Origin of the sequence: Nitrospira tepida (assembly GCF_947241125.1) — a bacterium.
GTDB lineage: Bacteria > Nitrospirota > Nitrospiria > Nitrospirales > Nitrospiraceae > Nitrospira_G > Nitrospira_G tepida.
Window position 1 is genome coordinate 2,946,926 of record NZ_OX365700.1, and the last position, 13,430, is coordinate 2,960,355.

A 13,430-nucleotide genomic window follows, 5' to 3' on the forward strand; every position below is an offset into this window, starting at 1 on the left:
TTGATGCTCCTGTAGGGGCCTAACTATTGAGTATACTGACCGGCATAGTACGCCGATACTGAGTGCCAACTCCCACGCAATTCTTGTGTTGGTTCAAAGACTTCTCCACGCCATCCCCAGAGGTATAAACAGAAGGTGTGGAAATAGGAGAAAGGCGGTGGCAACCTTTCGGGTGACCAAACCCACCGGGCTGACGCCCGGCCATGAAAGGAGGCACCGCCATGTCGGAGCAGAGCACAGGGACAGGAGTCGAGTCAAGGAATCTCTGGACCCATCTGGAAGAGTTTGTGCGGGCCCACATCCAACAGTTCGTCCAACGGCTCTTAGTGGAAGAGGTCACCCTGCGACTCGGTCGGGCCAAGTCGGAGCGGCGGGCCGCGGTCGATGCGCCGGAAGGCTATCGCAACGGGTACGGCAAGCTCCGAAAGCTGGCGCTGACCTGTGGCACGATCACCCTGCGACGGCCGCGGGTGCGGGGCCTGGCGGAGCGGTTCGTCAGCCGCGTGCTCCCGCTGTTCAAGCGGCGGACCCAGGAAGTGGGCGAGCTGTTGCCCCGGTTATATCTGCACGGCTTGGCGCTCGGGGATTTCGAGCTCGCCTTACGGGGCTTGCTGGGCGACGGGGCGCCGTTGTCGGTGGCCTCGCTCCAGCGGCTCAAGGCGCAGTGGCAGGACGACTATGAGACCTGGAAGCGGCGACGACTTGATGACCTGGAGGTCGTGTACGTGTGGGCGGATGGGCTGTATGTGAAGGCGGGGCTGGAGGAGAGCAAGGCGGCGCTGCTGGTCCTGATGGGAGCGCTGACAGATGGTCGCAAGGTTGTCTTGGCCGTGGAGAGCGGGCAACGCGAATCGAAGGAGTCGTGGGGCGCGGTGTTGCGGGATCTCCGGACGCGAGGGCTGAAGCCCTGGCGCTGCACCATCGCCGATGGCCATCTCGGCATCTGGGCGGCGCTCGCCGAGCAGCAGCCCGTGGCGGCCGAACAGCGGTGCTGGAACCATCGGCTTGTCAATGTGCTGGATGCCATCCCGAAGGCCCACCAGGCTGAGGCGAGTGCCTGGCTCAAGACCCTGCCGTATGCGGAGACCCGCGGGGAGTGCGAACGGCGCCGGGACCAGTTCAGCCGCCGGTATCGCGCGCTGGCCCCGAAGGCGGTCGAACGGCTCCATCATGATTGGGAGCGGCTCCTCACCTTTTATCAGTTCCCGAAGGAGCACTGGCGCCATCTGCGCACGACGAACGTGGTCGAGTCCCCGTTTGCCGCCGTGCGGCTCCGGACGCCGGACGGCAAGCGGTTCAAACGGGTGGAGAGCGCCACCGCGTTGATCTGGAAGCTCCTCCAAGTGGCGGAGTCGCACTTCCGGTGCCTGAATGCGCCGGAGCTGCTACCAGCCGTGTATGCCGGCACCGGCTATGTCGATGGAGTGAAGCAGGCCACTGTCGCCCACGAGGAGGTCGCCGCCTGATTCCATTTACACACCTCTTGACAAGACCTCCATCCCCAGCGCCGCGTTGGCGTGTTATACAGACCGGCATAATTCCGTTATAGCTGCGAAGGACTCAACCCTTGGACCAGCGCATCGGCTGGACTCCGCACCCCTTTGCCGCCCCGATTCAAGACGTGTGTATAGATCATGGTTGTCCTGACGTCAGTGTGGCCCAACAGCTCCTGCACTGTGCGGATGTCGTAGCCATCTTCCAGCAGATGGGTGGCGAACGAGTGCCGGAGCGTGTGGCAGCTCGCCGGTTTGGCAATCCCGGCTTTGAGCCGGGCCTCCTTCATCGCCTTTTGCATGACGGACTCGTGGAGATGGTGCCGGCGTCGTTCCCCCGTCCCCCGCTCACTGTAATGACTCGATGCCGGAAACACCCACTGCCAGCCCCACTCTGTGTTGGCGTGGGGATACTTGCGTTCCAGCGCGTGGGGCAGGATCACCCGGCCAAGCCCTTGTCGGAGATCGTCCTCGTGCTGCGATTTCACGGATTGGAGATGGTGCAGGAGGGGCTCTTTTGCGGCTGCCGGAAGCGTCGTATAGCGATCTTTGTCGCCTTTGCCGCCCCGGACAAGGATTTGGTTGCGGGAGAGATCGAGATCCTTCACGCGCAGACGGCAACATTCCATCAGGCGCAGTCCGCCACCGTATAATAGCATCGCCATCAGCCAGGGCGTGCCGCTCAAACAACCGAGCAGTCGTCTGACTTCCTCCTTCGTCAGCACGACAGGCAGCCGTTTCCCTCGCTTCGCTCGAACGACACCCTGAATGAGGCCGATCTCTTTCTCTAGGACTTCGTGATAGAGAAACAGGAGGGCATGGAGCGCTTGGTTTTGCGTCGAGGCGCTCACCTGTGACGCCGTCGCCAAGCTGGACAAGAACCGACCGATTTCCGGCTCGCCCATGTCGGCGACGGGCCGTAACTCATGAAAGCTCATGAAACGCTTGATCCAGTGACAGTAGGCCTGCTCGGTGTGGTGGCTGAGGTGCCGGGCACGGGCGGCAAGGTGTATCCGATCGAAGAGCGGATGGTCTCCCGGAACAGTGGGACGAACCACCGGGATACTCGCCGAAGCTTCACAGTGAGTGCCATTCACTGGACGCAGCAGAGGGTCGATCTCGACTGGCTCTCCTGGAAAGAGGGCCAACACCTGAGCGATGATGTGATCTGTGTGAGGAACGGTCCAGTGTTTTTCTTGCTGGTGCCAGCGGCGGCCGGCGACGGTCTTGATCTTGGCGACACGGTCGGCAGAATAAGGCACATACACGATCAGCTTTCCTTCCGCCCCTGGCCTTATCCGAATCGGCGCTGGCGGCATGTTCAATCCTTCACCGCCACTGGGCCCCGCATTTCTCTTTGCTCTCGCCAGCTCTTCCATCTGTCCACACCTCTGATGGGAAACGCCTGAACCAGCGCGGCAGATTCTCCGCCGATTCGCCCAGTCCGTCAAGTGCCACATAGATGATCGGCCTACGAAATACTCCTATTTTTTGGCCGCGCACTCTGAGAGTGAAGGCCCTATAGCTCACCGCTATGTCATCGTTTCCCAGCAGAGGCGGACGTGACCGAACAAAAGAGTCATTTTCTGGCTGTCAAGTTCTGTTCGCGCCCGGCGGAGATTCCTCAGGCATCAGTGCTCTTTACTGAGATGCCTATTCGAGGAGGTAGTTTGCTGATTGGCTGATGTGTGATGACTCCGGCGCAAGTCATGATTGTCGCGGTTGGGTGGGGGCGGCCATCACGCCGTTTGGCTTCTGCGTTTTTCGCGCTGTCCTTATCCAGGTCCTCTCTCCGCGCTCTCACGCCCGCTGCTTCTTAGTCCAGCTCCGCGAGTGGATGATCTCTTTGCCTACCTACCTATTGACTCTTCAGAGTACAGGATTCAAGAGCGTCCGACCTGACTACGGATCAGAGACGGCTCGAACCGGTGAACCTACGTGAACAGGTGAGTGACAATCTTCGGAACCTGCGCACGGTCCCGCCCTCACTCCTCAGCCTCAACCACACGTAACCATCGTTCACGCCGCTTGCTGTTTGCCCGTTTCTGTGTGGAAAGGCTTGTACCTATTGAGGTCACGGCCAATAGTCTCATGCCGATTCGTCCGGCAACCGTTTGCGCCAGTGTGGACCCAATGGCACCCCCTTTGCTCCTTCCCCGGGCAGAAGCAACACACCGAAAGGCTCAGGTTTCACACAAGGAGTGTCACAATGACCAAACTAATCGTGGGGGCTCTCGCAGGACTCTTGCTGGCTGGTTGCACCACGTCCGACCGGGGCCGGAATCCCAGCATCGGGGTGGGGGTCGCCATCGGTGGCGCACCGGCGCCGGCACCCGCTCCGCAAGGTGGTCCGCCTCCCTGGGCGCCGGCTCACGGACGTCGGGCCAAGGAAGCGAGCTACCGGTACTATTACTATCCCGCCGCCGGCGTCTACTATAACGTCAGCACCAGGAGTTATTTCTATCTCAACGGAGGGAACTGGCAGGTGGCGATGAGCCTTCCCTCAAGCGTCGTCATCGACACCGGCGACTATGTCAGCCTTGAATTGGACACGGATCGGCCCTACCTCTTCTACGAAGAGCATAGGGTGAAGTTCAAAGGGAACAACGGACGGGGCAAAGCGAAACTGAAAGGCCATGGAAGACCGTTCTAGCTATATCTCATTCATCTGAGGCTCGAGCCAGCATCCGACTCGAGCCTCCCCCTCTCACCCCTTCCCCCTTCTCCTCTCTTGGTGCATCCGGTCACTCCACGCTCACTCCCCAGCGCGATGGCGAAGCCCTGAACCGTCACACCACGAGACGGTCGATCAGCCGAGGTCCCTCACGCCAGGATGGCTCATCGGAGATCCACCCAAAGAGCGAAATTCCTTGTTGAATCCCAGGGTCTGCACTATGAGAAGGGGAGCGGTCCTGCCACGTCACCTCCTGACGAGTTCGACCGAAAGGAATGCCTTAGGCAGACGTAACCGCGCCTCTCATCATGATCAAGGGGGCCCTGAATAATCCCTATGCCGTCGTGGCGATCAGCTTGATCGTTATGATCCTGGGCATGGTCTCCTATCAGAACATGGTGGTGGACATCTTCCCCGAGATCAACCTGCCGGTCGTCGCCGTCGCCACGTTTTATAAAGGCATGGGCCCGTCCGAGATCGAAGGCGCGATCACGCTCCGGCTGGAGCAGATCTTTCTGCAAGCCTCCTATGTCGAACATATCGAGTCGCGTTCGCTGCCCGGCGTCAGCCTCATCAAGGTGTATTTCCAGCCGTCCTACGACGTGAATGCGGCGATCGCCGAGATCACGAGCCTGACCTATTCGGCGCTCCGGTACCTCCCCCAAGGAGTGTTCCCGCCGATCATCGTCAAGTTCGGCGCGGCGAGCATGCCCATCGGCCTGCTCACGGTAAGCAGCGAGACGTTGGGGGAAAAGGAAGTCCGAGATCTGGCCTATTTCGGCGTCCGTCCACAATTGGCGAACGTCCCCGGCGTCTTCGTGGCGCCGAGCTTCGGCGGGACTGTGCGGCAAATCAGCGTGTTCCTTGACCGGGAACGCATGGTGGCCCGGGGCATCTCCACGCAGGAGATCGTCGGCGCGGTCAATGCGCAAAGCCTCCTGCTTCCGGCGGGCAACGTCAAGATCGGGCAGTTCGATTACAACGTCTATACCAATAGCATGATCAAACTGATCCAGGACATGAACGAGATTCCCGTCAAGGTGGTGAACGGCGTGCCGGTCAGCTTGAAGGATGTCGGCGCCGCGGTGGACTCGACCATGGTCCAATCGAACGTCGTGCGGATCAACGGGCGGCGGGCGGTGTACCTGCCGATCATGAAGCAGGCCGGCGCCAATACGATTCAGGTCATCGACGGGATTCAGGCGGCGTTGCCCAAATTGATCGGCCTGCCCAAGGACCTCTCGGTCAAACTGATCTTCGACCAATCGCTCTATATCCGGCAATCGATCCGGACGCTGGAGCATGAAGGGCTCCTCGGAGGAGGGCTCGCTTGCCTGATGGTGTTTCTCTTTCTCGGCAGTCTCGGCTACACCTTCATCGTGGCCCTGGCCATTCCGATTTCGATTCTGGCCGCCTTCGTCCTGCTGTACTTCTCCGGCCATACGGTCAACTTGATGACGCTGGGCGGCTTGGCCCTCGTCATCGGCACCCTGTTGGACGACAACATCGTGGTCCTGGAGAACGTGCACCGGCATCTCGAAATGGGCAAATCCGCCTGGCAGGCGGCGCTTGACGGAGCCGGCGAAGTCGCGCTGCCCATGCTCGTCGCCATGACGAGCACGCTCATCGTGTACCTGCCCATCTTCTTCTTTACCGGCATCGTGAAATTTCTGTTTGTGCCGTTGGCCGTCGCGGTGGCCTTTACGATGGTCGCCGCCTATGTCGCCTCCATGACGGTGGCGCCGGTGGCCATGGCCACTTCTTTGAAACCTCACCAGCCCCACGAGGGACAGGCCCCATCGGGCCGGCTCTTCGACCGGTTGTTCGACCGGCTCACCCGCGCCTATGAAACGCTGCTGCGGGCTTGTCTGCGCCGCAAGCTCGGGCTGGTGCTCGCCGTCACCTTTCTGTTAATTGGCTCGCTGCTCCTAACGCCTCGACTTGCGACGGAATTCTTCCCGAAAGTCGATGCCGGCCAGTTCGTGCTCTCGATCGCCGCGCCAGAGGGCACCAGGGTCGAAAACACCGAAGCCCTGGTGGCCCGGGTGGAGCAGATCATCAAAGACATCGTCCCGCCGAACGAATTGGATCAAGTCGTCGCGAACATCGGACTCCCTCAAGGCTGGATGGTCCTGTTCACCCCGGTCATCGGCCCACACCAAGCCTTCCTTGTCGTCAGCCTCGCGCGCGGGCATGGGACGAGGACCGAGGAGATCGTCGTGCGGCTCCGCGAACGGCTGAATCGGGAACTGCCGGGCCTCAAGGTGGCCTTTCAGACGGGCGGCATCATTAGTGACGTGATCAACTTCGGCCTGCCGGCCCCGATCGACATCAAGGTCAGCGGACTGAATCTCCAGCAGGTCGCTCAAGCCGCCACCGCCATCCGAAACGCCGTGAGCGGGGTCCCTGGCACTGCCGACGTGCAGGTACGGCAGGGCATGGACTATCCGGAATTGCGCCTGGAGATCGACCGCCAAAAGGCGGCCTATGTGGGCCTCACCGAGCGCCAAGTCGTGACGGATCTCTCGACGGCGCTCAGTTCGAACCTCCAATTGAGTCCCGGCTACTGGATTGATCCGAAGTCCAACAACGCCTACTTCGTCGTGGCCCAGTATCCCGAGCAGACCCTGACCCGGTTCGAGGACTTTCTGGACACGCCGCTGATCGGTGCCAAGATCGACCGCCCCGCCGCCGTCAGCACGGTCGCCCGTCTCGATCGCGGCAGCGCCCTGTCTCTCCAGCAAACGGCCTTCGCCCAGGTCCCCGCCGTTCTGCAACCATCCCACACCGACGCCGCCCCCGTTCTGCTCAGGGACCTGGTCACAGTGAAGCGTCAAACGGGCCCGGAGACTGTGGATCACTACAACCTGCAACGCAGCATGGATGTCCTCGTCAGCGTCCTGGGGAATGACTTGGGGCGAACCGCCAGACTGGTTGAGCACGCCCTCGCGGGCGTCTCCCTGCCGGGCGACGTATTGACCAGCCTTAAAGGCGAGGTCGATGCGATGCGCGCGGCCTTGACCGGATTCGGGGGAGTGCTGCCGCTCGCCATCGTGCTCATCTATCTCGTGATGGTCGGGCTCTTCCGCTCCTATCTCGACCCACTGGTCATCATGCTCGCCGTGCCGCTCGGCTTCATCGGCGTCATCGGCATGCTGTTGGCGACCCACACGTCGGTCAATGTGGAGTCCCTGATCGGCGCCTTGATGATGATCGGCATCGTCGTCTCCAACAGCGTGCTGTTGGTGGATTTCGCCAACCGCCAGATGCGAGCGGGCATCCCCCTCGAAGAAGCGGTCGTGCTGGCAGGCAGGCTCCGCATGCGGCCGATCCTCATGACCTCGCTCGCCACGATTCTGGGATTGGCCCCCATGGCGCTTGGGTTGGGGGAGGGGAGCGAGGCCAATGTGCCGCTCGCCCGGGCCGTCATCGGGGGATTGCTCGTCTCGACCGTGATGACCCTGTTCTTCATCCCGGTCATGCATGCGATCGTCAGGCGCAAGGGCGCGAACGGGCCGCAACCGCAGGGGGAGCAGACCTGATGTCGAATCTGCCGCCCGAGCGCACTCCGGAACCCGACGAGCCGCGCCGCGCAACGGCGCGACGCCTCCACCGGCTCATGGGCGGGGCGGTGGTCGCGGCAGCCATCGTCATCATCGGCGTACTCGCGTTACATGGGTTGTACCCTTCCGACTCACCGATCGCCGGCCCGTCGGCGGGGGCCACGGCATCCGTTCCGGAACCGCAGGCCCTCGCGGTCCAAGTCGTCACGCCACAACGGCGGGACATTCGGCGACAGCTCACGGTATCGGCCAACATTTCCCCTTGGTACCAGGCCACGCTCTACGCCAAGGTGCCCGGCTACCTCAAGGAGGTCACGGCTGACAAAGGCGATACAGTTCGGAAAGGCCAGTTGCTCGCCACCATCGACGCGCCAGAAGTCGAACAGCTCTACCGCCAGGCGGAAGCGGACTTTCAGATGAAACGACTGACCGCGCGGCGATTACACAATGTCTGGACAGAGAATCCCGATGTCATCGCGAAACAGGATGTCGATGTGGCGGCAGGAGCGGCGGAAGAGGCCCGGCATTTGCGTGACAGCCGCCGGACCATGGTCGCCTATACGAAGGTGACGGCGCCGTTTGACGGAACCATTACCGCGCGCTTCGCCGACCCGGGAGCCCTCATTCAGTCGGCGACAGGGTCGGCCACGCAGGCGGCCCCGCTCTACACAATCATGGATCTCAGCCGGGTCCGCATCTACGCCAATCTTCCCCAGGAAGTGTCCGCCCTCGCCAAGCCCGGCGTTTCCGTGCGGCTCCAGGTGAAGGAGCAGCCCGACCGGGAATGGCACGGCACCATCACGAGAACGACGGGCGTGCTCGATCCGGCGACTCGGACGCTACTCGTGGAAGTTGATTTGCCCAATGACGATCGACGCTTGCAGCCGGGGATGTACCTGACGGCGACGTTCGACCTGGAAACCCATCAGAACGTGCTGGCGATTCCACCGGCGGCGATCCTGTCCGGATCGGCCAGCAAGGAGATGGCCGCCTTTACCGTCGTGAACGGTCAGGCGCGTCGGGTCCCGATCACGGTCGGACTGGACGACGGGCTGTGGGTGGAGGTCACACAGGGCCTGGCCGGCCACGAGGACGTCATTGTGGTGGGGAAAGGCAGCCTGGCGGAAGGACAGGCGGTCCGTCCCACCCCATACAATTTGCCGGTGGGGAAGCCGTCACGGCAGAAGCTCTAACCGTAACCGAGGAGCGTCCCATTCCATGGCCGGCGCTTGGTATGATGAAGAATCTGGGAGGCAGCGGATCTTTCCGAGGGTCTCGACTCAGTCCGTGGCACTCACGGTCCCGGAGGCCACGCCATGGCCTATGGTCAGCGGGGGGAGTGTCTCGTTCTCATCGCATCGGCGATTGGTCTTGCACTACTGCCAGCCTGCATCGCCTCCGGTCCCGGCCCACCTCCACCCCTTGCGGTGGAAGCCAGCCACAACCCAACCCAAATTCCTGCGTCCGTCGAACGGCTCGCCATTATCTATCCCCGTTCGGCTGATCCAACGCTCGCCGCGATCTATGCGCACCTCGAAGCCAGGACCTTTCTCCTCAAGCTCTCCCGGCCCTCATTACAGATCATCGATCGGACTCATCTGACAAGTGTCCTGGAGGAGCAGCGGTTCCAAGTCTCGGGCCTGGTTTCCGACGACAGCATGGCGCGCATCGGCCATCTGCTCGGAGCCGACAGCATTCTGTCATACCGCGTGGAACGTCCCACGCTGCACGACCAGTTCCGGGCTCGTTTCTCCGGACAGGTGCCGCCGGTGCGGGTATTCAGCAAAGTGACCCTGGTCGAGAGCGGAGAGGTCGTCTTTCATCACGTCGTGACGGTGCAGCCGCCGACACCGTCGGAGGAGGCGCCATTCACCGACGCTGAACCGCTGGTCCAGGAAGCCGTGAAGACCGGCGTGGGACAGACCCTGCTGGCTCTGCAACGCGCGTTTCAGTAGCAGACGCTCGCCACCCTGAAGGCGCGCGAGCAGAAACAACGCGAGTCGAGCAACAAGCAATTGGAGCCTCCAATCTATTCACATTTGTAGGACGCTGGAGTAGAGTAGGCGGCCCTGCCGATTGCATTAGCGTGAGAGTCGGCGCCCTGACTCAGCCGAGAAACCACTCACCACACGATCACCGTCCACCACCAGAGAGGAGGGTCCTGTATGACGCGCCGTTCGCCCACGATGTGGGGTGTGCTCGCCGGTTCGCTGGTGTTCCTCCTCGGGCTCACGTCATCGCCGGCGGGCGCCCCGCTCGCGATCCCCAAGCCCACAGACCCGTTGCTCCCTCCTCCGCCTCCTCCGGCCATCGAGCCGTCGGTCGTCAACCTGGCCGTGAGCGCCTCGCTGCAGCACGTGGCGCAGGCGGTGCAAGCCTCCTTTCCCATCCACCACCAGCATGAGGAGGAATGGCTGCCGGGCAAACGGCTCCTGGAGGGAGCCCCTTTCGAGTACCGGTATTACCTGTGGCGGGGGCCGGCGCAATTCACGCTGACCGGGAATCAGCTTGTCACGGAATTTCCCGACGTGCGATACCGTGTTGCCGCACGCATGGCACAGGCCGATGGCCAACCCCGCATCGGCACCTGCGGATACGGTGACCAATGGCCGCGACGCTTACGTCTTACGGCCACTTCTCTCTTAACATGGACCGAATCCTGGCGGCTCCATACCACCACGACCTTCAGACCCCCGGCGCTGGCAGACGACTGCCGCCTCACCCCGTTGATTGCGGACGTGGGTCCGCTGCTGGCCGCCGGATTGAATGAACGATTACCGCCGTTCGCGGCGGCGATTGATCGAACCGTGGCGGAGCAGGCCGAGGCCAAGCAGCGCGCCGAAATGATCTGGCAACGGCTCCAAGACCCGGTCGAACTCAAGCGGGGGATGTGGCTCGCGTATCGGCCGACTCTGGCGCGAGCCGGACCGATTGCGGCCGACGGCGAGGCGACCCTGCGGTCGATCGTGAGCCTGGCGTTCCATCCCCTCGTCACGCTCGGGGCCAAACCGGTCCTCTCCCCCACGCCCTTGCCGCCGCTGCAACTCGGCCAGCCGGCGGCAGCCGAAGGCTTCCACCTCGGCATCCCCATGCTGGTGTCCTATGAGGAACTGAACCGGCGACTGGCTCCGCAGGTGATGGGAGAAGAAATCCGGCCGCCCGTCGGCGCCCCAATCAAGGTGACCGGCTTGCAGGTGTACGGCAGCGGTGATCGGCTGATTGCGGCCGTCACCGTGACCGGCGGCGTGAACGGCACGCTCTATCTAGCCGGCCGCCCCTCACTCGCCCCGGTTACACAGGCCCTGGAGTTTCGTGGATTCGACTTTACGATGGAGACGAGAAATGTGCTGGCGAAGGCGACCGACCGCATGATGCACGATGCCATCTTGGAGAAGGTGCTCCCGGAGACCACGATCGACCTGCGCGATCGATTCGAGGACCTGCGCAACCGGATCGAGCGGCAATTCACGCGGGAACTCGTCCCGGACACCTGGCTGGAAGGCTCGGTGACGCAACTGGTTTCCCGTGGCATTTACCCCACAGAGCAGGGCCTCGAGATTCACCTCGTGGTTGACGGGAATCTCAAGCTCACAGTGGTGAAATGATCGGGGACGGACGCGCGAGCCGCGCCGACGACTGGTGATAGGGAAGGTGCGAGCGGGTCCGCGGCGGCGCGGGGCCGCCACGGACCCGTGTCTACCTGCCTATGGACTCAGATAGCCGGTCAGATCGTCCTGGACCGACCGAACTTCTTCCACGCTCTTCGCCAATTCGACAGCCTTCTCCGCTTCACGTTGCGCTTCGACGTTGCCCGTGAGGAAGACGCGCCCTTCAAGCGTGTTGACGGTGATCTTGCGCTGGCTCAGCACCGAATCGGCGGCCAGGGCATTTTTTACCTTCTCTGTGGCGGCCTTGTCGCCGGCCGTGCCGAAGGCCAGGGGCGGGAGGTACCCGAGCAAATCGTTCTGAACGGACTGCACTTCTTCCACATGCTTGGCCAACTCGACGGCTCGGTCGGCCTCCCGCTGCGTCGGGACCGTGCCCAGCAACTGCACGCGTCTCTTGTAGGTGGTCACCTTGATGTCTCGTTCGCGCAGCGTGGGATCCGACGCCAGGGCGGCCTTCACCTGATCGGTAATCTCCTTATCGCGAGCCGTGGTGTCGGTCACATGAGGGAGATACCCGACAAGATTGTTTTGTACCGAGCGGACCCCGTCCACGCTGTTGGACAGCGCCACGGCCTTGTCCGCCTCCCGCTCATGGAGCACCTCGCCCTGCAGCAACACCCGGCCTTTGTAACTGGAGACCGTGATCCCTCGCTGGCCGAGCACGGGATCGGCCGCGATCGCGCTCTTGACCTTGTCCGCGATCTCCTTGTCCGTCGCGGCGACGGCGACGGAACCCGCCCCAAACACACAGACCAGCCCGATCGCGAGGATCAGGCCGGTGCCATGCCCATGCACCCCTGTTCGCATTGCCTTCTGCATGGTTTCGTCCCTCCTTGTGAGATGGTGGTCAGCCGACGCTGGTTCCCTGCCATATCAGTGAAGAAGACGAAAGAAGAGGACGGATCAGGACGGAGCATGGAAGCCCCCGAGGAGAGATGCGGGAATGCTACCATGCGCTCGACGCAAATCCAAGAGAGGCCGGCCAGAGCCGGCGCATCCCGCCATCCCTTCCTGCGAGCGACAACCCCTCATCAGTTCGACCCTGTTTCGGCTCCTGACCCGGCCCTCGACACCCTTGCCCGACGCAGGCGGGTAGGGCCATGCCCCATCGACAACCCTTGGTAGGCAGATGAATACCGGCCTTGACCGGTACAGGGAAGCGCTCGGGCTTACAAGAGGAAGGGGAAGAGAAGACTCCGCGGCGACCCGATTGGGTCGCCGCGGAATGAGATCGAGAGAGACTATTGACGAATAATATAGCCGGTCAGGTCGTTTTGCACCGACCGGACTTCTTCTACACTTTTCGCCAGTTCGACCGCCTTCTCCGCTTCGCGCTGAGCCTGCACCTGGCCCGTCAGATAAACCCGACCCTGGATCGTGTTGACCTTGATCGGCCGCTGACTCAGGGTGGAATCGGCGGCAAGGGCCTGTTTGACCTTCTCCGTCGCGTCCTTATCCCCCGTTGTGGTGAAGACGACGGGCGGGAGGTAGCCCACGAGGTCGTTTTGCACGGCCCGCGTCTCTTCGACGTTCTTTGCCAATTCCACCGCCCGGTCGGCTTCTCGCTGATTCTCTACCTTCCCTTTGAGCTGCACACGACCGTTGTAGGCGGACACCGTGATGCCTCGCTGGCTGAGGGTCTGATCCGAGGCCAGCGCCTGCTTGACCTTGTCGACGATCTCCTTGTCCTTTGCCGTGTTGCGAGGGGCCTGCATCAGATAGCCGACGAGGTCATTCTGGACGGAGCGTACCTCTTCCACGCTGTTGGCCAAGTCGATCGCTTTGTCGGCCTCCCGCTCGTAGGGAACCTGCCCTTTCAGCAACACGCGGCCCTTATAGGTCGAGACGCTGATCCCCCGCTGGCTGAGCACCGGATCAGAGGCCAGCGCGCTCTTGACCTTGTCCGTAATCTCTTGATCTGTTGCGGCCAGGACCGTCGTGGCGCTCAATACTAGCGCCACTCCGCCCGCAAGCGACCAGCCGATCCACCGCCCGCCGCCCGTCGCACTCATGACGTTCTGCATCATCTCGT

The 13,430-nt window shown here is 62.4% G+C and carries 9 protein-coding genes; 6 read left to right on the top strand and 3 right to left on the bottom strand.

The genetic code is table 11. The annotated features are described in order from the left end of the window. Positions 1–221 precede the first annotated feature (221 nt). On the top strand, positions 222–1,466 hold the full coding sequence (locus QWI75_RS14000) for an IS256 family transposase (RefSeq protein WP_289269196.1): 1,245 nt from the start codon (positions 222–224) through the stop codon (positions 1,464–1,466). Positions 1,467–1,543: 77 nt separating this feature from the next. Here QWI75_RS14000 and QWI75_RS14005 read toward each other — a convergent pair whose 3' ends face one another. Further along, entirely contained in the window at positions 1,544–2,812 is a 1,269-nt protein-coding gene (locus QWI75_RS14005; protein ID WP_289269197.1) for an integron integrase, read from the bottom strand. Positions 2,813–3,702: 890 nt separating this feature from the next. Here QWI75_RS14005 and QWI75_RS14010 point away from each other — a divergent pair. From QWI75_RS14010 to QWI75_RS14030, 5 genes are all read left to right on the top strand, one after another. Beyond that, positions 3,703–4,146, top strand: coding sequence for a hypothetical protein (locus tag QWI75_RS14010; RefSeq protein WP_289269198.1), 444 nt, complete (start codon positions 3,703–3,705; stop codon positions 4,144–4,146). Positions 4,147–4,475: 329 nt separating this feature from the next. Beyond that, a complete protein-coding gene (locus QWI75_RS14015; RefSeq protein ID WP_289269199.1) occupies positions 4,476–7,709 on the top strand; it encodes an efflux RND transporter permease subunit in 3,234 nt (1,077 codons plus the stop codon). After that, positions 7,709–8,923 carry an efflux RND transporter periplasmic adaptor subunit gene (locus tag QWI75_RS14020; RefSeq protein WP_289269200.1) on the top strand — a complete coding sequence of 405 codons (1,215 nt, stop codon included), beginning with the start codon at positions 7,709–7,711 and terminating at the stop codon, positions 8,921–8,923. The genes QWI75_RS14015 and QWI75_RS14020 overlap by 1 nt, the downstream gene beginning before the upstream one ends. 123 nt (positions 8,924–9,046) lie before the next feature. Further along, positions 9,047–9,685, top strand: coding sequence for a hypothetical protein (locus QWI75_RS14025; RefSeq protein WP_289269201.1), 639 nt, complete (start codon positions 9,047–9,049; stop codon positions 9,683–9,685). A gap of 210 nt (positions 9,686–9,895) precedes the next feature. After that, positions 9,896–11,335, top strand: coding sequence for a DUF4403 family protein (locus QWI75_RS14030; RefSeq protein WP_289269202.1), 1,440 nt, complete (start codon positions 9,896–9,898; stop codon positions 11,333–11,335). 99 nt (positions 11,336–11,434) lie between these two features. Here the strand turns inward: QWI75_RS14030 and QWI75_RS14035 are convergent, their stop codons facing one another. Both QWI75_RS14035 and QWI75_RS14040 read right to left on the bottom strand, forming a co-directional pair. Continuing rightward, positions 11,435–12,217 carry a BON domain-containing protein gene (locus QWI75_RS14035; RefSeq protein ID WP_289269203.1) on the bottom strand — a complete coding sequence of 261 codons (783 nt, stop codon included), beginning with the start codon at positions 12,215–12,217 and terminating at the stop codon, positions 11,435–11,437. A gap of 422 nt (positions 12,218–12,639) precedes the next feature. Further along, positions 12,640–13,425 carry a BON domain-containing protein gene (locus QWI75_RS14040; RefSeq protein ID WP_289269204.1) on the bottom strand — a complete coding sequence of 262 codons (786 nt, stop codon included), beginning with the start codon at positions 13,423–13,425 and terminating at the stop codon, positions 12,640–12,642. Positions 13,426–13,430: the final 5 nt, after the last annotated feature.

Bases quoted from the DNA above. Each gene is read 5' to 3' on its own strand.
- QWI75_RS14030 (WP_289269202.1), top strand. From the start codon at position 9,896: ATGACGCGCCGTTCGCCCACGATGTGGGGTGTGCTCGCCGGTTCGCTG.
- QWI75_RS14035 (WP_289269203.1), bottom strand. From the start codon at position 12,217: ATGCAGAAGGCAATGCGAACAGGGGTGCATGGGCATGGCACCGGCCTG.
- QWI75_RS14025 (WP_289269201.1), top strand. From the start codon at position 9,047: ATGGCCTATGGTCAGCGGGGGGAGTGTCTCGTTCTCATCGCATCGGCG.
- QWI75_RS14000 (WP_289269196.1), top strand. From the start codon at position 222: ATGTCGGAGCAGAGCACAGGGACAGGAGTCGAGTCAAGGAATCTCTGG.
- QWI75_RS14040 (WP_289269204.1), bottom strand. From the start codon at position 13,425: ATGATGCAGAACGTCATGAGTGCGACGGGCGGCGGGCGGTGGATCGGC.
- QWI75_RS14020 (WP_289269200.1), top strand. From the start codon at position 7,709: ATGTCGAATCTGCCGCCCGAGCGCACTCCGGAACCCGACGAGCCGCGC.
- QWI75_RS14010 (WP_289269198.1), top strand. From the start codon at position 3,703: ATGACCAAACTAATCGTGGGGGCTCTCGCAGGACTCTTGCTGGCTGGT.
- QWI75_RS14015 (WP_289269199.1), top strand. From the start codon at position 4,476: ATGATCAAGGGGGCCCTGAATAATCCCTATGCCGTCGTGGCGATCAGC.
- QWI75_RS14005 (WP_289269197.1), bottom strand. From the start codon at position 2,812: ATGCCGCCAGCGCCGATTCGGATAAGGCCAGGGGCGGAAGGAAAGCTG.